The following is a 21,128-nucleotide window of genomic DNA, read 5'->3' as shown; positions in this document are numbered from 1 at the left end:
TGCCTGCACTGACACCCGGCGCGCAGACCCCGTAACGCGTTGCCGGCTTTTGGTGACGGTTGCTACTTCTGCTGCAAGGTTGTGTGCCGGAGCAGCTGGTGTCGGTGGCATCCCTTGCCACCGATCCCGGGCGATTTTCGCGTGTTGGCCGATGCCCCATAACCGGCCAGGATGTCTCCGAGCGGTAGACGATACGATTCAACAGGGAGTGAACATATGGAACATGCACCGTGCATCAGCCAGATCGCGACATTGCTGGCCGACCCCAAGCGCAGCGCGATGATGTGGGCGTTGATGGATGGCTCGGCCCGGCAAGCCGAAGAGCTGGCGCTGCTGGCCGGGCTCTCGCCGTCGTCGGCCAGTGCGCATCTGGGACGCCTGTCCGCAGGGGGGCTGTTGAACATCGAAATGCGTGGGCGCAAACGCTTCTTTCGCCTGGCGGCACCGGAAATCGGCGCGGCGATCGAAGCACTGGCCAGCGCCACCATTGCCAGCGCGCCACGGCAAATCCCTGATGCGCTGAAACGCACGGCTCCCATGGTCAGACCACAGGCGGCGCCGTCTTCGCTGTTGCGTGCGCGGTTCTGCGACGATCATCTGGGCGGTACCCTGGCGGCCGACCTGTATCAGCGCCTGCTCGATGCCGGCTGGATCGAACAGCTTGAGCAGCGGGTGGTGGTGACGCACAAGGGCTCCACCCGACTGGCCCAGCGCGGAGTATTCATCCAGGCTCTGGCCCATCGCAACGTGCAGGTCGCCTGCGCCTGCCCGGACTGGAGCGAGCGCCGTCCGCACATGGGCGGCTCACTGGGCGCGGCGCTGTTGCAGTTGTTCATGCAGTCCGGCTGGCTGACCTTGCCCAACGATTCCCGCGCCTTGCAGTTGACCGCCACCGGCCAGCGCGAAATCCATCGCTTTGCCAAGGAAACCGAGCTGGAAACAGCGTTCTAGAGCGTTGCTCGGCGATGAGCTGAAGGCTGACGTCGTCCACGGCTGTGAACAGGTCGCATCCAGTACGACCTCTGAATGACCATCGCGCACACTCGATCCGGGGATTTTCCGGATGGGGGAGCACAACATGAATACACAACGCTTTAGTGCGGCTGAGCGCCTGGAACGGCTGCCGCTCAGCGGTTATCACCGCGTCATTTTCATCATCATAGCCTTGGCGTTTTTCTTCGACTCCATGGATCTGGCGATGATGACTTTCCTCCTCGGCTCGATCAAAGCCGAGTTCGGCCTGAGCAGTGCACAGGCAGGGCTGCTGGCCAGCTCGAGCTTCTTCGGCATGGTGCTCGGGGCGTCGCTATCGGGAATGCTCGCCGACCGCTTCGGGCGCAAGCCGGTGTTTCAGTGGAGCATCGTGTTGTGGGGCGTGGCCAGTTACCTGTGTTCGACGGCGCAGACGGTGGAGACGCTGACGCTGTTTCGCATCCTGCTCGGAATCGGCATGGGCATGGAGTTTCCCATCGCGCAGTCGATGCTGTCGGAATTGATTCCGGCGCAACGACGCGGGCGCTACATCGCCCTGATGGACGGCTTCTGGCCGCTGGGGTTTGTCGCGGCGGGGGTGCTCTCGTACTTCCTGCTGCCGCTGATTGGCTGGCGCGACATTTTCCTGGTGCTGGCAGTGCCGGCGGTATTTGTCCTGGCGATCCGCTTTTTCATTCCTGAGTCACCGCGCTGGCTGGAACAGGCCGGGCGCGACGCCGACGCGGACAAAGTGTTGAACGGCATTGAAGCGCGGGTGCGCGCTTCGCTGGGCGGTGCGGCGTTACCGGAACCGGTTCGTTTGCCACGCACGGTGACGCCACCGGGCAATTTCTTCTCGGCGCTCAAGCAGATCTGGTCGCCGCACTATCGCCAGCGCACGACGATGATCTGGAGTCTGTGGTTCTTCGCATTGTTGGGTTTCTACGGGCTGACTTCCTGGCTCAGCGCATTGCTGCAGCAGTCGGGTTTCGCCGTGACGCAGTCGGTGTACTACACGGTGCTGATCTCGCTCGGCGGGATTCCCGGCTTCCTCATGGCGGCATGGTTGGTCGAGCGTTGGGGGCGTAAACCGGTGTGCATCGTGACGCTGCTCGGCGGCGGGGTGATGGCGTTTCTGTATGGGCAGAGCGCGGTGTTCGGCGGCAACGTCGCGTTGCTGATCGGCACCGGATTGTTGATGCAGTTTTTCCTGTTCGGCATGTGGGCGGTGCTCTACACCTACACGCCAGAGCTGTACCCGACTTCGGCACGGGCAACCGGCTCGGGATTCGCTTCGGCGATCGGCCGCGTCGGCTCTCTGCTCGGGCCATTGGTGACCGGGCTGGTGTTCCCGATTACCGGGCAGGGCGGGGTGTTCGCGCTGGGCGCAGCGTGCTTCGCGATTGCGGCGGGCGTGGTGTGGCTGTTCGGGATGGAGACGCGGGGCAAGACGCTGGAAGAGCTTACCGAGTGAACATCGATATGAATGTGGGAGCGAGCCTGCTCGCGAAAGCGGTGTTTCATCCAACGAAAATGTTGACTGATACTCCCTCTTCGCGAGCAGGCTCGCTCCCACATTGGTTTTGCGGTGTTGCTTAAGGTTTTACCAACCGCGCATCCAGGCTGTTCTGCGCCAGGCGCTTGGCCTGATCCTGGGTCATGCCCAGATGCTCGTGCAGCGCATGGAAGTTCTCGGTCACGTACCCGCCGAAATACGCCGGGTCATCGGAGTTGACCGTGACCTTCACGCCGCGCTCGAGCATGTCGAGGATGTTGTGCTGCGACATGTGATCGAACACGCAGAGTTTGGTGTTCGACAGCGGGCATACGGTCAGCGGAATCTGCTCGTCGATGATCCGCTGCATCAGGCGCTCGTCTTCGATGGCGCGCACGCCATGGTCGATGCGCTGGATTTTCAGCAGGTCGATGGCTTCCCAGATGTACTCCGGCGGGCCTTCTTCACCAGCGTGAGCGACGGTGAGGAAACCTTCGTCGCGGGCGCGATCGAAGACGCGTTTGAATTTGCTCGGCGGGTGGCCCATCTCGGAACTGTCGAGCCCGACCGCGACAAACGCATCACGGAACGGCAGCGCCTGATCGAGGGTTTTCTGCGCTTCGTCTTCGCTGAGGTGGCGCAGGAAACTGAGGATCAAACCGCTGCTGATGCCCAGTTGCGTCTCGCCATCCTTGAGCGCGGCGGCGATGCCGTTGAGCACCACTTCGAACGGGATGCCCCGGTCGGTGTGGGTCTGCGGATCGAAGAACGGTTCGGTATGAATCACGTTCTGTGCTTTGCAGCGCAGCAGATAGGCCCAGGTCAGATCGTAGAAATCCTGCGAGGTGCGCAGCACATCGGCGCCCTGGTAATACAGGTCGAGAAATTCCTGCAGGTTGTTGAAGGCGTAGGCCTTGCGCAGGGTTTCGACGTCGCTCCACGGCAGGGCGATCTTGTTGCGTTCGGCCAGGGCGAACAGCAGTTCAGGCTCCAGCGAACCTTCCAGATGCAGGTGCAGTTCGGCTTTGGGCAGGGCGTTGAGCCAGTCGTACATAGTCTTTTCTCATCAGGTGCAATGCCGGCATTCTACAGAGGCTGGCCGCAACAATTGGCAAAACCTGACCAGGTGATCGATCAAACCGCCTCTTGCTCGCGACGATAGGCGTAGGTATCGGCGAAGCGCGACAGCAGGAATTGCGCACAGGTGGTGGTCGGATATTTCGCCGGGTGCTGTGCATCCTGGCAACCGGGCAGGCATTCGATGCGCGTGTCCGGGTGCGGTTCGGCGAAGAACGGCATCGAATAACGATCCACGCCCAGCGGGCTGATCACCCGGTGCGGGGTCGAGCGATAACGGTCGTTGCTCCAGCGCGCCATCATGTCGCCGAGGTTGACCACGAACGTGCCGTCAATCGGTGGCGCGTCGATCCATTCACCATTGACGTTCTTCACCTGCAAACCGCCGGCGCTGTCCTGATAGAGCAGGGTGATGCAGCCGTAATCGGTATGGGCGCCGGCGCCTTGCTGCTCGGCGGAACTGGCGGTGTGACGCGGCGGATAATGGATCATGCGCAACACGCTGACCGGTTCGACAAAACGCGTATCGAAGAAGTCGCGCTCGATGCCCAGCGCAACGGTCATCGCTCGAAGCAGGGTTTGCGCCAGCGCCTGCATGTCGAGGTAATGCTGCTCCATCAGCGTTTCCCAGCCGGGTTGCGCCGGATGCCGATTGGGGCCGCGCAAGGGTTTTTCCGCGAGCACCTCGGGATGTTCGTCCGGCAAGTGCAGGCCCATGTCGAAGGTTTCTTTGAGGTCACTGGGTTTGTCCGGGTCCAGTTGCTCGGTGGCAATCGCACCGTAGCCGCGATGATGGCGGGTCTGGGTAATGTCGATCTTCAGTTTTTCTGTGGCTGGCAGGGCGAAGAAGCGCTGGGCGTGATCGAGCAGATCGTCGATGCGCTGCGCCGAGATCGGATGGCCCTTGATGTAGAAAAAGCCCCACTCGCGACAGGCTTGGTCGATCTGCCCGGCCACCGCAGGCCAGGCATTTTCGTCGTCGCCATAGAGCGGGCTGATATCAATGATCGGAAGCTGATCCATACACAATCCTTGAATACGCTGTGTTTCCAATGTGGGAGCGAGCCTGCTCGCGAAGAGGGAGTGTCAGACAACATTTTTGTTTAATGACACACCGCTTTCGCGAGCAGGCTCGCTCCCACAGGGTTTTGTGTGGTGAATCGAGGGACTACTTCGGCATCTCGGCCTTCATGCCCTCAAAGTAATAATTCATCGACGCCAGTTCCGCATTGGTCGCGCTCACGCCCGCAGGGATTTTTTCCACACCGGCCTGATCCCTGATCGGCCCGGTAAACGGCTGCAATGCGCCGCTCTTGATGTCGGCGATCAACTGCTCGGCTTCGGCTTTCACCGGCGCCGGCACCAGATCGCTGATCGGCAGTTCCACTGTGCCTTCCTTCAACCCGCCCCAGTAATCCTGGGATTTCCAGGTGTGATCGATCACGCTCTGCGTCGCCTGAATGTAGTGCGGCGCCCAGTCGTTGACGATCGAGGTCAGCACCGCTTTCGGGCCGAAGTGGGCCATGTCCGAGGCGTAGCCCACGGCATACACGCCGCGCCGTTCGGCAGCCTGGATCGGCGCCGGGCTGTCGGTGTGCTGGAACACCACATCAACACCCTGATCGATCAGCGCATTGGCGGCGTCGGCTTCCTTGCCCGGATCGAACCAGGAGTTGACCCACACCACTTTGATTTCGGTGCCAGGGTTGTACTTGTTCAAGGCCAACTGGATGGCGTTGATGTCGCGGATCACTTCCGGAATCGGGAACGAGGCGACGTAGCCGATCTTCTTGGTCTTGGTCATTTTCGCTGCGAGGAAACCGCCGACGTAACGGCCCTCGTAAGTGCGCGCCAGGTAGGTGCCGAGATTCTTGTCCTGCTTGTAACCGGTGGCGTGTTCGAAAGTGACCTTGGGGAATTGCTTGGCGACTTTCACTGTCGGGTTCATGTAGCCGAAAGACGTGGTGAAGATCAGGTCGTATTTGTCCTTGGCCATGTTGCGGATCACCCGCTCGGCGTCGGCGCCCTCGGCGACGTTTTCCACGTAGTTGGTGGTGATCTGCGTGCCGAGTTTTTCCGCCAGGGCCTTGCGCCCCTGTTCGTGCTGATACGTCCAGCCGTGGTCACCGATCGGGCCGATGTAGACGAAGCCGACCTTCAGCGGATCGGCAGCGCTGGCGCTCAGGCTGATTCCCAGACCGATGGCGGCGTACAGCAGTTTGTGCAGCGGACGTATTGGCATGAACCCGAACTCCATTTTGTTGTGTGTGCTCAGGGCCAATGCAAATTGCTGACCAAAAGGACAACAAACACATTCGAAAACGCGGCGCGGCCTTCGCGAGCAGGCTCGCTCCCACAGCGGACGCATTTCAATGTGGGAGCGAGCCTGCTCGCGAAGAGGCCGGTATGGCTAATAAATGTGCATGCCTGAAATCAGCCGCCATGGTTTGGTGCGTAAAGATGTAACGAAACGTTAGCGGCGCGCGGCAGTCAGTAGCTTCATCAGCTCTTTTCGGCAAAAGGCCCGTCATGCTCTCGATCCTCAAACAAGAAAGCTTCCTGCTGCTGGCAGTCCTTGCCGCGTGCGTCGCTTATCCACTGGAACACTGGCTGCTGCACAGCGGCCAGATCGTCGCGCTGGGCGGCGGTCTGCTGCTGATCGCCTTTATCGTCGCCGCTTCGATGCGTGTCGCTCATCACGCCGAACTGCTCGCGGAAAAGGTCGGCGACCCCTACGGCACGATGATCCTCACGCTCTCGGCGGTGCTGGTCGAAGTGGTGATCCTGGCGATCATGATGAGCAACGAAGCCTCGGCAACACTGGTGCGCGACACGATTTATTCAGCGGTGATGCTCGACATCAACGGCATCCTCGGCCTCGCCGCTTTGATGGGCGGGATCAAACACGGCGAGCAGTCCTACAACGACGATTCGGCGCGCAGCTACAGCGTGATGATTCTCACCGCGATGGGCGTGTCGATGGTGGTCCCGGAGTTCATTCCCGAGGCTAACTGGAAGATGTATTCGGCGTTCACCATTGGCGCGATGATGGTGCTCTACGCGCTGTTCCTGCGCATGCAGGTCGGCCCGCACAGTTACTTTTTCAGCTACAGCTACCCGGACAAACGTCGCAAGAAGGAGCCGGTCGAGCAGGAGCCGAAGCCGGTCAGCCTGGCGCTGTCGATCGGCATTCTGGTGTCGGGGGTGGTGATCATCGGCGCACTGGCCGAGGTGATGTCCAAGACCCTTGATCTGGGCCTGGAAGGCACGGGTGCACCGCCGGTGATCACGGCGATTCTGGTGGCAGCGATTTCCGCCGCGCCGGAGATTCTGACTGCACTGCGTGCGGCACTGGCCAATCGCATGCAGTCGGTGGTCAACATTGCGATGGGCGCGTCACTGTCGACGGTGATTCTGACCGTACCGGTGATGGAAGCGATGGCGCTGTACACTGGCCAGCCGTTTCAAATGGCGATGACCCCGGTGCAAACGGTGATGATCTTCATCACCCTGATCGTCAGCGCGATCAACCTCAATGACGGCGAAACCAACGCCATTGAGGGCATGACGCACTTTGTGCTGTTTGCCACATTCATCATGCTGTCCCTCTTGGGACTGTGATCGTTCCCACGCGCAGCAAAGGAATGCCGCCATGGACGCTCTGCGTCCGCTTTTGGGACGCGGAGCGTCCCGAGATGCATTCCCACGCAGAGCGTGGGAACGATCATATGCGGGGATCAGGTCCCGGCGATCAACTGCCGAGCCGCCTGGCTGTGATCGGCGATCAGGCCTTTCAGGTCCAACCCTTCAACCTGCCCATCAACCACACGCCACTTGCCGCCAATCATCACCCGATCCGCCCGATCGGCGCCGCACAGCAGCAACGCCGAAATCGGATCATGGCTACCGGAGAAGCGCAGTTCATCGAGCTTGAACAACGCCAGATCCGCCTGTTTGCCCACGGCGATTTCGCCGATGTCAGTGCGACCGAGCAGGCTCGCCGAACCCTTGGTCGCCCAGCCCAGCACGCGCTCCGGGGTGATCTTTTCGGCGCCGTAGCGCAGGCGCTGGATGTACAGCGCCTGACGCGCTTCGAGGATCATGTTCGAGGCATCATTGGATGCCGAACCGTCGACGCCAAGGCCGAACAGCGCGCCGGCGTCGGTCAGCTCGATGCTCGGGCAGATGCCGGACGCCAGGCGCATGTTCGAGCTTGGGCAGTGGCAGATGCCGGTACCGGCCTGGCCGAGGCGGGCGATTTCGTCGGGGTTGAAATGGATGCCGTGGGCCAGCCAGGTACGCGGGCCGAGCCAGCCGACGCTGTCCAGATAATCGACGGTGCGCAGACCGAAACGTTGCAGGCAGAAGTCTTCTTCATCAAGGGTTTCAGCGAGATGGGTGTGCAGACGCACATCGAGCTTGTTCGCCAGATCAGCGCTGGCCGACATGATTTCCGGGGTCACGGAAAATGGCGAACATGGCGCCAGGGCGATCTGGATCTGCGCGCCGTCGCCACGCTCGTGATACTCGTGAATCAGCCGCTGGCTGTCATCAAGAATCACCTGACCTTCCTGCACCGTTTGTTGTGGAGGCAGGCCGCCGTCCTTCTCGCCAAGGCTCATCGAGCCGCGCGTGAGCATGGCGCGCATACCCAGTTCACGCACCGTTTCGACCTGCACGTCGATGGCGTTTTCCAGACCGTCCGGGAACAGATAGTGATGGTCGGCAGCGGTGGTGCAACCTGAGAGCAGCAATTCGGCCAGCGCCACTTTGGTGGCGAGGGCGAGTTTTTCCGGGGTCAGCCGCGCCCATACCGGGTACAGGGTTTTCAGCCACGGAAACAGCGGCTGATTGACCACTGGCGCCCAGGCGCGGGTCAGGGTTTGATAGAAGTGATGGTGAGTGTTGATCAGGCCCGGCAGGATCACATGCTCGCGGGCATCGAACACTTCATTGCACGGCGCCGACGGCTGCTGACCGGCAGCGAGCACTTCGACGATGACACCGTCTTGCACGACTAGACCGCCACGGGCATCAAGCTCGTTGGAGGTGAAAATGGCGAGGGGGTTTTTTAACCAGGTACGGGTCGCAGGCATTGTGGCCGGCTCCTCTGAAAGTTGGGTTCAGGGTTGCCAGCTCAGTGTTGCCCTGTCTGCTGATCCAGGGTCGCCGCGAAGGACGAGGCGCGCAGTTTCAAACAAATCGCCCCATCGGGCAAGCCCAACCCGACCGGACACCACGGTCCCGTGTAGGAGCTGCCGAAGGCTGCGATCTTTTGATCTTGATCTTGATCTTGATCTTGAAAATCAAAAGATCGCAGCCTTCGGCAGCTCCTACACAGGAGATTCGTAGACTTACCAGGGAATGGTTTCGCCCTTGTAGTTCACGAAGTGATGCCCGCCCTTGCCGGTGAACGCATTGACCTGGTCGATCAGCCCGCGGGTACTGGTCTCGACATCGAGATCGGCACCTTCGCCGCCCATGTCGGTCTTCACCCAGCCCGGGTGCAACGACAGTACGGTGAGTTTCTGTTCACCCAGTTGCGTGACAAAACTGTTGGTCATCGAATTCAGCGCCGCTTTGCTCGCCTTGTACAACGCCAGCTCCGGCGCGTCGGGCATGGTCACGCTGCCGAGCACCGAACTCATGAACGCCAGCACGCCGCTGCCGTCGCGGATCTGCCCGACGAAACGCTGGGCCAGATTGATCGGCGCCACTGCGTTGGTGAAAAACAGTTGTCCGACCTCGGCCAATGTCGCGCCGCCCGGCGTCTGCACGTCCGGGCCTTTGACCCCGGCGTTGACGAACAACAGATCGAAGGTGTCGCCCTTGAGTTTCTGGCTCAGAGCGATCACCGCTTGCTGATCGTCCATGTCGAGCTTCTCGATGCGCACGTCACCCAGCGCTTGCAGCGCCTCGGCCTTCTGCGGATTGCGCACCGTCGCGGTCACTTGCCAGCCATCGCCCAGCAGGGTCTTCACCAGACCGAGGCCCAAGCCGCGGGAGGCGCCGATGATCAGTGCGTTTTTTGCCTGAAACATGATGGGTTTCCTTGAAAGTCAGCATTCAGGATTCAATGGACACGCCTGACCAAGGCGCAGTTGCAGCGCTTGGCGAAAAACAGGCTTTGATCCCGGAGCATACTCCAGGCTTCTTGAGTTTCTCGAGGGCGTTTGATCAGAAACAATCATGAGGTGTGGTTCAAGTGTTGCCTGTGCGGACGCTTTCGCGAGCAGGCTCGCTCCCACATATGCCCGCGTTCACTCAGATCCCCTGTGGGAGCGAGCCTGCTCGCGAAGAGGCCCGCTCTGATATCAACTAATGTCCCGGTTGCCACGGCTGCCCCAACGAAACCGGCGCATACAACCGAGTGCGCACGGCATCGCGGGACAGCAACACCAGCACCAAAATCGTCGCCACATACGGCAGCATCGCCAGCAGGCTCGAAGGAATCGCCAGTCCCAATCCCTGTGCCACCAAGTGCAGGATGCTGGCGAGGCCGAACAGATACGCCCCAAGCAACAACCGCCACACCCGCCAACTGGCAAACACCACCAGCGCCAGAGCGATCCAGCCGCGCCCTGCGGTCATGTTCTCTGCCCACATCGGCGTGTAGGCCAACGATAGATAGGCCCCGGCCAGCCCGGCCATTGCTCCGCCGAACAACACCGCCAAGGTACGCACGGTCAGCACAGGCAAGCCCATGGCGCTGGCCGCATCCGGGTTTTCACCGACCGCCTGAATGATCAGGCCGACACGGCTTTTGATGATCACCCACGCCACCAGCGCGAATAGCGCGAATGACAGATAGACCAGCAGATCCTGGGCAAACAGCATCCGCCCGATCAGCGGGATCTCACTCAGATACGGAATCGCCAGAGGCTCGAAACCCGCCAGCGGCTTACCCACCCACGCCGCGCCGACAAATGTCGACAGGCCCACGCCGAAGATCGTCAGGGCCAAACCGGTGGCCACCTGATTGGCGTTGAACACCAGCGCGACCAGGGCAAACAGTGACGACAACAACATCCCGGCCAACATCGCCAGCAGCACACCCAGCCACAGGTTGCCGCTGTTCAGCGCGACGATAAAACCGATCACCGCACCGAACAGCATCATGCCTTCCTGGCCGAGGTTGAGGACGCCGCTTTTCTCGCAGATCAACTCACCCAATGCCACCAGCAACAGTGGCGTGCCGCAACGGACCATCGCGTAGAAAATATTGCTCAACAGATCGATATCCATCACAGCGCTCCGGCGGTTACGGCAGGGGTCGAGGCGCGCCGGGTCCAGCGCAGTTTCAGGCGTGGCCGATAGAGAATCAGCACGTCACAGGCGAGCAGGAAAAACAGCATCATGCCTTGGAACAATTGGGTGATCGCTTGCGGCAGATTGAGCGACATCTGCGCGTTCTCACCGCCGATGTACAGCAGCGCCATGAGCAGACTGGAGAACAGAATACCGAGCGGATTCAACCGTCCGAGGAACGCCACGGTGATCGCTGCATAGCCGTAGCCCGGCGACACTTGGGGCACCAGTTGGCCAATCGGCCCGGTCACTTCGCAGACCCCGGCGAGCCCGGCCAGACCACCGCTGATCAACAGCGCCAGCCAGATCAGGCGCTTCTCGCGAAAGCCGACAAAACCTGCCGCACGCTTGTCCAGCCCGAGCACTTTGATCTGGAAGCCTATGAAGCTTTTCTGCAACAACACCCACACCGCAACCAGCGCGAGCAGGGCGAAATACACCCCGGCATGCACGCGGCCGTCCTCCAGCAGCAGCGGCAAGCGACTGGCGTCGCCGAACATCGCCGACTCGGGGAAATTGAAGCCCGCTGGATCCTTCAACGGCCCGTGCACGCAGAACAGCAGCAGGTTCAACGCGATGTAATTGAGCATGATGCTGGTAAGGATTTCGTTGGCGTTGAAGCGCGTGCGCAGCCATGCGGTGAGCCCGGCCCATGCGGCGCCGGCCAGCGTGCCGGTCAGCAGAATCAGCACCAGCGCCCAGCGACTTTGCATGTCGATAACGTTCACTGCCAGAGCACTGCCGGCCAAGGCGCCAAGTAGAAGTTGGCCTTCGGCGCCGATGTTCCAGATCCGCGCCTGATAGGCCACGGCCAGGCCCAGTGCGCAGAGCAGAATCGGCAGCGCCTTGACCAGCAATTCAGACACGCCATACAAATCGCTGACCGGTGCGATCAGCAGTGTGTGCAAGGTTTGCAGTGGGTCGTGGCCCAGCGCGATGAACAACAGCGAGCCGCAGCCGAGTGTCAGCGCCGCCGCCAATAATGGCGAGCACCACAGCATCAGGCGCGATTGCTGGCCACGGGGTTCGAGAGAAAGCAGCATGTTGAAACTCCGTTAAACCGAGGCGGTGCGAGGTGAGTGATCGAACTGGCCGGCCATCCACGCGCCGATATCGCTCAGTTGTGTAAGGCCGGTGTCTTGCAGTGCCGACAGACGCCCGCCGCACAGCGCGCCGAGGCGATCGCTGATCTGGAACAATTCATCGAGGTCTTCGGAAATCACCAGAATCGCCGCGCCGGCATCGCGCAGGGCAATCAAGGCGCGATGGATGGTGGCGGCGGCACCGACGTCTACGCCCCAGGTCGGGTGCGCGGCGATCAGCAGTTTCGGTTGCTGAAGAATTTCCCGGCCGAGGATGAATTTCTGCAAGTTGCCGCCGGACAGGCTGCGCGCAGCGGTCTGCGTGTCCGGGGTCTTCACGCCGAAACGCTGGATGATCTGCTGCGCGAGGGCTTCGACTTTGCCGCGTTGGATCAACCCGTGGGTGACCAGTCCTTGCTGAAAAGCACTGAGCAGGGCGTTATCGGCCAGACTCAACTCCGGCACCGCGCCGTGGCCGAGGCGTTCGGCCGGCACGAAGGCCAGACCCAGTTTGCGCCGCGCATCCGGGCGCAGATCGGCAACGTTTCTATCTGCGAAGCGCAGGGTCGCCGCTTGCGCGCGCGGCAAGGGCTGTTCGCCGCTAAGCAGGGCGAGCAGCTCATCCTGACCATTGCCCGCGACCCCGGCGATGCCGACGATTTCACCGCTGCGCACTTGCAGGTCGATGTCTGTCAGCGAGCAACCGAACGGATCCGGGTTATGCCAGCTCAAACCCTGCACCTGCAGAAACGCCGCGCCACCGCTGACCTTCGGATACTCGCCAATCAATCCCGCCGCTTCGCCGACCATCATTTGCGCCAGTTGCTGGTCCGAACATTCGGCGGGCTCGCAATGCCCGGCAACCCGACCGCCGCGCAGCACCGTGGCGCTGTGGCACAAGGCGCGCACTTCACCGAGCTTGTGGCTGATAAACAGAATGCTGCAGCCCTCATCGGCGAGGCGACGCAGGGTGATGAACAATTCGTCCGCCTCTTGCGGCGTCAGTACTGAGGTCGGCTCGTCGAGAATCAGCAGGCGGATGTCCTGCATCAGGCAACGAATGATTTCCACCCGCTGGCGCTCGCCGATCGACAGGCTGTGGACAAGTCGCTCCGGCTCCAGCGCCATGCCGTAACGCCGCGAGACTTCGCGAATCTTCGGCTCCAGTTGCTTCGGCGTGCCGGCCGCCGCGCCCATCGCCAGGGCAATGTTCTGCGCGACGCTGAGGGTTTCGAACAGGGAGAAATGCTGGAACACCATGCCAATGCCCAACTGCCGCGCCTGCGCCGGATTGCGCATCTGCACGCGCTGCCCCTCCCAGAGCATTTCACCGCTGTCGCACTGGGTGACCCCGTAAATGATCTTCATCAACGTACTTTTGCCCGCGCCGTTTTCACCGAGAAGGGCATGGATCTCACCCGGCGCGATGCTCAGGTCGATGGCGTCGTTGGCCAGACAACCGGGATAGCGTTTGCTGATCTGGCGCAGTTGCAGGCGCGGTGGGGAAGGGGCGATGGACATGACAGGCTCGACTGACTTGGAGTTGTGCCTGTGGATAAAGCAATTTCCTGGCCATTGAGTCAGGAACGCTTGCGGAGCCAGTCCGCAAGTGCCGACAGCAGCGCATCGGCGGGCATTTTGTCTTTCTCTCGAGCACCAATTCAGCGCAAAGCCATTGAACAGGCTCCAGTTTTGCCCGCTTGCAGTTGGTTAAAAAACGAGCAACTGCCTGGGAGCCAGACAGATCCAGCGGCTGCGGCGGTCATGAACGGCTTATCCACAGGTTGCTCCACAGTAATTGTGCGCAAGCGCCGAGGGTGGGCATAAGCACTGCGATGCTTTGTTCTAATGGTGATAAACGAAGGTAACTGTTTGTTTTTACGCTGGATTTCCCTTTCGTCGGGTCATTTGAACGAAAATTGAACAAATCGCGCAAAGCCGCATGACAGAAGGGTTACAGCGGTGTGTGCTCAGGTTATCCACAGTCGGGTGCACAGCCGATGTGGGCAAGTCGGCAGTTGGGGAATGCCCTAAAAGATCGCAGCGTTCCGCAGCTCCTACAATTGGAATGCGATCCCCTGTAGGAGCTGCCGAAGGCTGCGATCTTTTGATCTTCCACTCTCAACGCTGCAACAAAATCCGCCCACGGCTCAGATCCGCCAACTGACTCTGCAACACGTCGATCTGCGCTTGCCCCACCGCCAGCTTCAACTCAACACCATTGGCCGTAAAGTTTTCCTCCACCACCAATCCACCGAGATCGGCCACGCGCAACTTCACCAGCGCCAACTCGGCAAATCCGCAGGCGCAACTCAGCGACACGCGGCTGATCAGCTCGATTTTGTCCGCCGCTTGCAGGCACTTGTTGGCGCCACCGCCATAGGCTCGGGCCAAACCGCCGGTGCCCAGTTGAATTCCGCCGTACCAGCGAATCACCAGCACCGCGACCTGATCGCAGTCCTGCGCCTCGATCGCCGCCAGAATAGGGCGCCCGGCCGTGCCGCCCGGCTCGCCGTCGTCAGTGCTGCGGTATTGCGCGCCGAGTTTCCACGCCCAGCAATTGTGCGTGGCATTCAAATCGCTGTGCTGCTCGAAAAACGCCTGCGCATCGGCGGGGCTGCTGATCGGCGTCGCCAGAGTGATGAAACGGCTTTTGCGAATCTCTTCGCGGTACTCGCAAAAACCGCTGAGGGTGAAAGGCATAAACGTCTTATAGAGAAGGAGTGAGGCCGCAGCCTTTGAGAATGATGCGGATCAGGTTGTTGCCGGCGTCTTCCATGTCCTGCTTGGTCAACTTGCTGCGCCCGGTGACGCGGCAGATCTGCGTGGCGAAGTCGGCATAATGCTGAGTGCTGCCCCACAGCAGGAAAATCAGGTGCACCGGGTCGACCGGGTCCATTTTGCCCGCATCGATCCACGCCTGAAACACCGCCGCGCGCCCGGTGAACCAGGTGCGGTAATCCTGATTGAAATATTCGCTCAGGCATTCGCCGCCGCTGATCACTTCCATGGCGAAGATTCGCGAAGCCTGTGGCTGGCGCCGCGAGAATTCCATCTTCGCGCGGATGTAGCGGGTCAGCGCTTCGGCCGGATCATCCTCGGCAGTGAGGGTGTTGAAGGTGCTGTCCCACAACTCGATGATGTTGCTCAGCACCGCCACATACAAACCGAGCTTGTTGGTGAAGTAGTAATGCAGGTTGGCCTTGGGCAGCCCGGCATTCTGCGCGATGGTGTTCATGCTGGTGCCTTTGAACCCGTGACGGGCGAACTCGTCTTCGGCGGCTTTGAGAATGGTCTCTTCGTTCTTCTGACGAATGCGGCTGGCGGGTTTGCCGCCGTGGGCTGGGACTTCAAAGGTCATAGGCACTTCCGGGATTGTCTGTGGGTGCAACCAGTTGCGTTGATAGCGCACCCACAGGCATCCGACAAGTCCTGGCGCGGAAAAACAGTTACGCCTGTTCGATCTTGTTCAATGACGCGGGGCTTTTTGTCTCAGCGGTTTTGCCTTCCGGCAACAACAGACAGAGGACGATTGCCGTCAGCCCGCCGCTGGTGATCGCCGAGTCGAACAGGTTCTGCACCAGTTTCGGCAGCAGGTGCAGCAGGTTCGGTTGCGCGGCGATGCCGAGGCCGACGCCGAACGAAGTGGCGATGATCAACATGCTGCGCCGGTCCAGCGGCGACTGCGCGAGAATGCGTACGCCCGCCGCCGCCACTGCGCCGAACATCACCAGCGTCGCACCGCCGAGCACCGGTTTCGGGATCTGTTGCAGCACCGCGCCGATCATCGGGAACAGGCCGAGGCAGAACAGGATCGAGCCGATGTACAGGCCGACGTAGCGGCTGGCCACACCGGTCAATTGGATCACCCCGTTGTTTTGCGCGAACGTTGTGTTGGGGAAGGCGCTGAAGGTCGCCGCGATCATGCAGCTCACACCGTCACCGAGCACGCCACCGCGCAAGCGGCTTATATAAGAAGGGCCGCTGATCGGTTGGCGAGCAAGCATGCAATTGGCGGTGAGGTCGCCGACGGTTTCGATGGTGCTGATCAGGTAAATCAGCGCGACCGGCAGGAAAGCCGTCCAGTCGAAGTTGAATCCGAACTTGAATGGCGTAGGAAAACTCACCAGTGGCAAGTCAGGCAACGGCTGCGGGACCAGTTTCCCGCTGAACCACGCCGCCAGGCTGCCGAGCACCAGTCCGATGATGATCGCCGACAGTCGCACCCACGGCGTGTTCGAGCGGTTGAGCAGAATGATTGTCAGCAGCACGAACACGCCCAAGGCCAGATTGCCCGGCGCGCCGAAGTCCGGCGCGTTGAAGCCGCCACCCAGATCGGTGATGCCGACCTTGATCAGGCTGATGCCGATCAGCGTGATGACGATGCCGGTCACCAGCGGTGTCACCACTCGGCGCAACTGACCGATGAAACGGCTGAGCACGATCTGCACGATTGCGCCGAAAAAGCACACGCCGAAAATCATCGCCAGGATATCTTCCGGGCTGCCGCCGCGCTGCTTGACCAGAAACCCGGCCGACAGCACCGCACCGAGAAACGCGAAACTGGTGCCTTGCAGACAGATCATCCCCGCGCCAATACCGAACGGTCGCCGCGCCTGGATAAAAGTGCCAACGCCCGAGACCATCAGCGCCATGCTGATCAGGTACGGTAGATGCGCGGTCAGCCCGAGCGCGGAACCGATCACCAGTGGCGGGGTGATGATGCCGACGAAACTCGCGAGCACGTGTTGCAGCGCGGCGAGAATGGCGGCGAGTGGTTTGGGGCGGTCGTTGAGGCCGTAGATCAGTTCACTGGATGAATCGGAATCTGGCTGCATGGCTTTGGCTTCTTGAAGGAGAGTTACCCCTTCTCTGCAAAAACCTGTCCACTTGCTCAGGTTATTTCTGGATTTTGTCGATGAGGCCCTGCCGGGCTGGGCTCTGCGCGCTTATCTATCGCGTCGCGGCCAGACTCTCGAGGAAACTTTCCAGCACCAAATGAGGGCGCCGCCCCTTGCGCGTGACCGATGCCAGACTCAAATCGTAAAAACGCGTGCCGGCCTTGAGCGCACGCAAACGCCCCTGCTGCACCCAAAGGCTGGCGTAGTGATCCGGCAGATAACCGATGTAGCGCCCGGTCAGAATCAGAAATGCCATGCCCTCACGGTCAGAGGCACTGGCGGTGCAGTTGAGCGCCTGATAATGCGCCTGAATCTCCGCCGGCAAACGAAAGGTCGGCGCAATCGCGTCCTGACTGTCGAGGCGTTGATCATCGAGTTGCTTGTCGTCGACATAAAACAGCGGATGACCCACCGCGCAATACAGCAGCGAACGCTCGCTGTATAACGGCTGATATTCCAGTCCTGACAAGGCGCTGGCCTGCGGCACCACGCCAACGTGCAGGCGCCCGTCGAGCACACCTTGTTCAACTTCGTTTGGTGCAATCATGCGAATCTGGATCTGCACATCCGGCCCGCGTTCTTTTAACTGCGCGAGGGCGTGGGTGATGCGCATGTGCGGCAGGGTGACGAGGTTGTCGGTGAGGCCGATGATCAGCTCGCCGCGCAGGTGTTGGTGCAGGCCGTTGACCTCAGTGCGGAAACTCTCCAGCGCACTCAACAATTGCAGCGCTGATTGATACACCTCACGACCTTCCTCGGTCAGGGAAAATCCGGCCCGGCCACGCTGACACAAGCGCAAGCCGAGGCGCTGCTCCAGATCGCTCATCTGCTGGCTGATCGCCGAGCGCCCGATGCCGAGCACGGTTTCCGCTGCGGAGAAGCCGCCACACTCCACGACACTGCGAAAAATCCGCAGCAGGCGAATATCAAAATCACTGACCTGGGCCAGCGGATCGGCGCGGCGGCTGCTCATTTTTTGTTCTCTTTGTTTAGCGATGATCTAACTGAAGGTTAGAAGAGTTGGATTTCACCGACTTTATCGCCGTGGCAATTTAGCTGCAACAACGCTTTCCATCTCCCTGACGCTTATGCCCTGCGAGGTTTTGCCCGATGAACATGCCTGAAAACGCGCCGTCGTCACTGGCCAGCCAACTGAAGCTGGACGCGCACTGGATGCCGTACACCGCCAACCGCAACTTTCAGCGCGACCCGCGTCTGATCATCGGTGCCGAAGGCAGCTGGCTGTTCGACGACAAGGGCCGCAAGATCTACGACTCGCTGTCCGGTCTGTGGACCTGCGGCGCCGGGCACACCCGCAAGGAAATTCAGGAAGCCGTTTCGAAACAACTGGGCACCCTCGATTACTCGCCGGGCTTCCAGTACGGCCATCCGTTGTCGTTCCAGTTGGCAGAGAAAATTACCGAACTGACCCCGGGCAATCTGAACCACGTGTTCTTCACCGACTCCGGTTCCGAGTGCGCTGACACCGCAGTGAAAATGGTCCGTGCCTATTGGCGCCTGAAAGGTCAGGCGACCAAGACCAAGATGATCGGCCGTGCCCGTGGCTACCACGGCGTGAACATCGCCGGCACCAGCCTCGGCGGCGTCAACGGCAACCGCAAGCTGTTTGGTCAGGCGATGATGGATGTCGATCACCTGCCGCACACGCTGCTGGCGAGCAATGCCTTTTCCCGTGGCATGCCGGAGCAGGGCGGTATTGCTTTGGCCGATGAGCTGCTCAAGTTGATCGAACTGCACGACGCTTCCAACATCGCTGCGGTGTTCGTTGAACCGATGGCCGGCTCCGCCGGGGTACTGGTTCCGCCGCAAGGTTACCTCAAGCGTCTGCGCGAGATCTGCGATCAGCACAACATCCTGCTGGTGTTCGATGAAGTGATCACCGGTTTCGGCCGCACCGGTTCGATGTTCGGCGCCGAGAGCTTCGGCGTGACCCCGGACCTGATGTGCATCGCCAAGCAAGTCACCAACGGCGCGATTCCAATGGGCGCGGTGATTGCGAGCTCCGAGATCTACCAGACCTTCATGAACCAGCCGACGCCGGAATACGCCGTGGAATTCCCCCATGGCTACACCTATTCGGCGCACCCGGTGGCCTGTGCCGCCGGTCTTGCGGCACTCGATCTGCTGCAAAAGGAAAACCTGGTGCAGAGCGTCGCCGAAGTCGCGCCGCATTTCGAGAACGCGTTGCACGGTCTGAAAGGCTCGAAGAACGTGATCGACATCCGTAACTACGGCCTGGCCGGCGCGATCCAGATTGCCGGGCGCGACGGTGATGCCATCGTGCGTCCTTTCGAAGCGGGCATGGCCCTGTGGAAAGCCGGGTTCTACGTGCGCTTCGGCGGCGACACCCTGCAGTTCGGCCCAACCTTCAACAGCAAGCCGCAAGACCTCGATCGTCTGTTCGACGCGGTCGGCGAAGTGCTGAACAAGCTCGACTGATTTTTCCCTCTATATATATGTACGAAACGGCAGGCGCCTTTTGCGGCGCCTGCGGACCAGAATTCAGGAGTGTTCGATGAGTGTTATCCCGCATTTGATCAATGGCGAATTGGTAACCGAAACCGGTCGCGCGGTAGATGTGTTCAACCCGTCTACCGGTCAGGCAATTCATAAACTGCCACTGGCCAGCCAGGCCACCATTCAGAAAGCCATTGATGCCGCCAAGGCTGCGTTTCCGGCCTGGCGCAACACGCCGCCGGCCAAACGCGCCCAAGTGATGTTCCGTTTCAAGCAACTGCTTGAGCAGAACGAGGCGCGCATCTCGCAACTGATCAGCGAAGAGCACGGCAAGACCCTGGAAGACGCCGCCGGTGAATTGAAGCGCGGTATCGAGAACGTCGAGTTCGCCTGCGCCGCCCCGGAAATCCTCAAGGGCGAGTACAGCCGCAACGTCGGCCCGAACATCGACGCCTGGTCGGACTTCCAGCCGTTGGGGATTGTTGCCGGTATCACTCCGTTCAACTTCCCGGCCATGGTGCCGCTGTGGATGTACCCGCTGGCGATCGTCTGCGGCAACTGCTTCATCCTCAAGCCATCCGAGCGCGATCCAAGCTCGACCCTGCTGATCGCTCAACTGCTGCTGGAAGCGGGCTTGCCGAAAGGCGTGATGAGTGTGGTTCATGGTGACAAGACGGCGGTGGACGCGTTGATCGAAGCGCCGGAAGTCAAAGCGCTGAGCTTCGTCGGTTCGACGCCGATTGCCGAATACATCTACGCCGAAGGCACCAAGCGCGGCAAACGCGTTCAGGCACTGGGCGGCGCGAAGAACCACGCGGTGTTGATGCCGGATGCCGATCTGGACAATGCGGTCAGCGCTTTGATGGGGGCGGCATACGGTTCTTGCGGCGAGCGCTGCATGGCGATTTCGGTTGCCGTGTGTGTTGGCGATCAAGTTGCCGACGCGCTGGTGGCGAAACTGGTTCCGCAGATCAAGGCACTGAAAATCGGTGCCGGTACTTCTTGCGGCCTGGACATGGGGCCGTTGGTTACCGGTCAGGCGCGTGACAAGGTCAGCAGTTATGTGGACGACGGTGTGGCGGCGGGCGCGACCCTGGTGGTCGACGGTCGCGGTCTGAGCGTCGCCGGTCATGAAGACGGCTTCTTCCTCGGTGGCTGCCTGTTCGACAACGTCACCCCTGAGATGCGTATCTATAAAGAAGAGATCTTCGGCCCGGTGCTGTGCGTGGTGCGGGTGAACAGCCTGGAAGAGGCGATGCAACTGATCAATGATCACGAATACGGCAACGGCACCTGCATCTTCACCCGTGACGGCGAAGCGGCGCGGCTGTTCTGCGACGAGATCGAAGTCGGCATGGTCGGCGTCAACGTGCCGCTGCCGGTGCCAGTGGCTTATCACAGCTTCGGCGGCTGGAAGCGTTCGCTGTTTGGCGACCTGCACGCCTATGGTCCGGATGGCGTGCGCTTCTACACTCGTCGCAAGGCGATCACCCAGCGCTGGCCGCAGCGTGCAAGCCATGAAGCTTCGCAGTTCGCATTCCCTAGCTTATAAGTAGCTGGATGTGCAGAAGGCCGACCTTTCAGGTCGGCCTTCGCGTTTTCGGGGCTTTTTGACCGATATGACAGAAATATGAAAATAGGTGTTGACGGCAGATTCCAGAGGTCTATAATTCGCCCCACTTCCGGCGCAGTCGAAACGGAAAACTCCTTGAGATTCAGAGAGTTACGCAGTTTTCGACAGCGGCTTGCTTCAGATCATCGAAGCCTGGAAGGAGTTGAAAGAGCAGTGATGTTTGGCTCTTTTAACGGTTCGAT

Annotated in this window: 17 protein-coding genes; 5 read left to right on the top strand and 12 right to left on the bottom strand. The window is 60.7% G+C overall.

Annotated elements, in window-relative coordinates; all coding sequences use genetic code 11:
- The first annotated feature begins 216 nt into the window (after positions 1 to 216).
- Both AAEZ10_RS26435 and AAEZ10_RS26430 read left to right on the top strand, forming a co-directional pair.
- Positions 217 to 951 carry an ArsR/SmtB family transcription factor gene (locus tag AAEZ10_RS26435; protein WP_016771819.1) on the top strand — a complete coding sequence of 245 codons (735 nt, stop codon included), beginning with the start codon at positions 217 to 219 and terminating at the stop codon, positions 949 to 951.
- Between the two features lie 127 nt (positions 952 to 1,078).
- Positions 1,079 to 2,446: an MFS transporter gene (locus tag AAEZ10_RS26430; protein WP_243243530.1), complete on the top strand. Its 1,368-nt coding sequence runs from the start codon at positions 1,079 to 1,081 to the stop codon at positions 2,444 to 2,446.
- Positions 2,447 to 2,567: 121 nt separating this feature from the next.
- On the opposite strand, the gene AAEZ10_RS26425 is transcribed toward AAEZ10_RS26430, so the two are convergent.
- The 3 genes from AAEZ10_RS26425 to AAEZ10_RS26415 form a co-directional block, all read right to left on the bottom strand.
- Positions 2,568 to 3,521, bottom strand: a complete 954-nt coding sequence (locus tag AAEZ10_RS26425) for an adenosine deaminase (RefSeq protein ID WP_024011466.1) — start codon at positions 3,519 to 3,521, stop codon at positions 2,568 to 2,570.
- A gap of 80 nt (positions 3,522 to 3,601) precedes the next feature.
- A complete protein-coding gene (locus AAEZ10_RS26420; RefSeq protein WP_122508667.1) occupies positions 3,602 to 4,567 on the bottom strand; it encodes a 2-oxoglutarate and iron-dependent oxygenase domain-containing protein in 966 nt (321 codons plus the stop codon).
- A gap of 145 nt (positions 4,568 to 4,712) precedes the next feature.
- Complete coding sequence (locus AAEZ10_RS26415) at positions 4,713 to 5,786, bottom strand: BMP family ABC transporter substrate-binding protein (RefSeq protein ID WP_350571673.1); 1,074 nt, start codon at positions 5,784 to 5,786, stop codon at positions 4,713 to 4,715.
- Between the two features lie 287 nt (positions 5,787 to 6,073).
- On the opposite strand from AAEZ10_RS26415, the gene AAEZ10_RS26410 reads away from it, so the two are divergent.
- A complete protein-coding gene (locus AAEZ10_RS26410; RefSeq protein WP_056787779.1) occupies positions 6,074 to 7,165 on the top strand; it encodes a calcium:cation antiporter in 1,092 nt (363 codons plus the stop codon).
- A 116-nt stretch (positions 7,166 to 7,281) separates the two neighbouring features.
- Here the strand turns inward: AAEZ10_RS26410 and AAEZ10_RS26405 are convergent, their stop codons facing one another.
- The 9 genes from AAEZ10_RS26405 to AAEZ10_RS26365 form a co-directional block, all read right to left on the bottom strand.
- Complete coding sequence (locus AAEZ10_RS26405; RefSeq protein WP_073471861.1) at positions 7,282 to 8,640, bottom strand: 8-oxoguanine deaminase; 1,359 nt, start codon at positions 8,638 to 8,640, stop codon at positions 7,282 to 7,284.
- Positions 8,641 to 8,898: 258 nt separating this feature from the next.
- Complete coding sequence (locus AAEZ10_RS26400) at positions 8,899 to 9,585, bottom strand: SDR family oxidoreductase (RefSeq protein ID WP_350571670.1); 687 nt, start codon at positions 9,583 to 9,585, stop codon at positions 8,899 to 8,901.
- 277 nt (positions 9,586 to 9,862) lie between these two features.
- Positions 9,863 to 10,789 (bottom strand): ABC transporter permease, encoded by a 927-nt coding sequence (locus tag AAEZ10_RS26395; protein WP_130901789.1) that lies wholly within the window; start codon positions 10,787 to 10,789, stop codon positions 9,863 to 9,865.
- Positions 10,789 to 11,895: an ABC transporter permease gene (locus AAEZ10_RS26390; protein ID WP_350571668.1), complete on the bottom strand. Its 1,107-nt coding sequence runs from the start codon at positions 11,893 to 11,895 to the stop codon at positions 10,789 to 10,791. The genes AAEZ10_RS26395 and AAEZ10_RS26390 overlap by 1 nt, the downstream gene beginning before the upstream one ends.
- A 12-nt stretch (positions 11,896 to 11,907) precedes the next feature.
- Entirely contained in the window at positions 11,908 to 13,455 is a 1,548-nt protein-coding gene (locus AAEZ10_RS26385) for an ABC transporter ATP-binding protein (protein WP_350571666.1), read from the bottom strand.
- Between the two features lie 600 nt (positions 13,456 to 14,055).
- Positions 14,056 to 14,637: an IMPACT family protein gene (locus tag AAEZ10_RS26380; protein WP_350571664.1), complete on the bottom strand. Its 582-nt coding sequence runs from the start codon at positions 14,635 to 14,637 to the stop codon at positions 14,056 to 14,058.
- Between the two features lie 7 nt (positions 14,638 to 14,644).
- Complete coding sequence (locus tag AAEZ10_RS26375) at positions 14,645 to 15,295, bottom strand: TetR/AcrR family transcriptional regulator (RefSeq protein ID WP_016771809.1); 651 nt, start codon at positions 15,293 to 15,295, stop codon at positions 14,645 to 14,647.
- An 88-nt stretch (positions 15,296 to 15,383) separates the two neighbouring features.
- Positions 15,384 to 16,772: a uracil-xanthine permease family protein gene (locus AAEZ10_RS26370; RefSeq protein WP_350571662.1), complete on the bottom strand. Its 1,389-nt coding sequence runs from the start codon at positions 16,770 to 16,772 to the stop codon at positions 15,384 to 15,386.
- 115 nt (positions 16,773 to 16,887) lie between these two features.
- Positions 16,888 to 17,808, bottom strand: a complete 921-nt coding sequence (locus AAEZ10_RS26365) for a LysR family transcriptional regulator (RefSeq protein ID WP_056787796.1) — start codon at positions 17,806 to 17,808, stop codon at positions 16,888 to 16,890.
- A gap of 137 nt (positions 17,809 to 17,945) precedes the next feature.
- On the opposite strand from AAEZ10_RS26365, the gene aptA reads away from it, so the two are divergent.
- Both aptA and AAEZ10_RS26355 read left to right on the top strand, forming a co-directional pair.
- Positions 17,946 to 19,295 (top strand): omega-aminotransferase AptA, encoded by a 1,350-nt coding sequence (aptA, locus tag AAEZ10_RS26360; RefSeq protein ID WP_350571660.1) that lies wholly within the window; start codon positions 17,946 to 17,948, stop codon positions 19,293 to 19,295.
- A 76-nt stretch (positions 19,296 to 19,371) separates the two neighbouring features.
- Positions 19,372 to 20,865, top strand: a complete 1,494-nt coding sequence (locus AAEZ10_RS26355; protein WP_350571658.1) for a CoA-acylating methylmalonate-semialdehyde dehydrogenase — start codon at positions 19,372 to 19,374, stop codon at positions 20,863 to 20,865.
- Positions 20,866 to 21,128: the final 263 nt, after the last annotated feature.

The sequence above is a fragment of the Pseudomonas sp. H26/SER47-MNA-CIBAN-0231 genome (assembly GCF_040310465.1).
GTDB classification, from domain to species: Bacteria; Pseudomonadota; Gammaproteobacteria; order Pseudomonadales; family Pseudomonadaceae; genus Aquipseudomonas; species Aquipseudomonas atacamensis.
The sequence above is the reverse complement of the archived record's forward strand: the minus strand, read 5'-3'. Positions and strand labels throughout refer to the sequence as shown.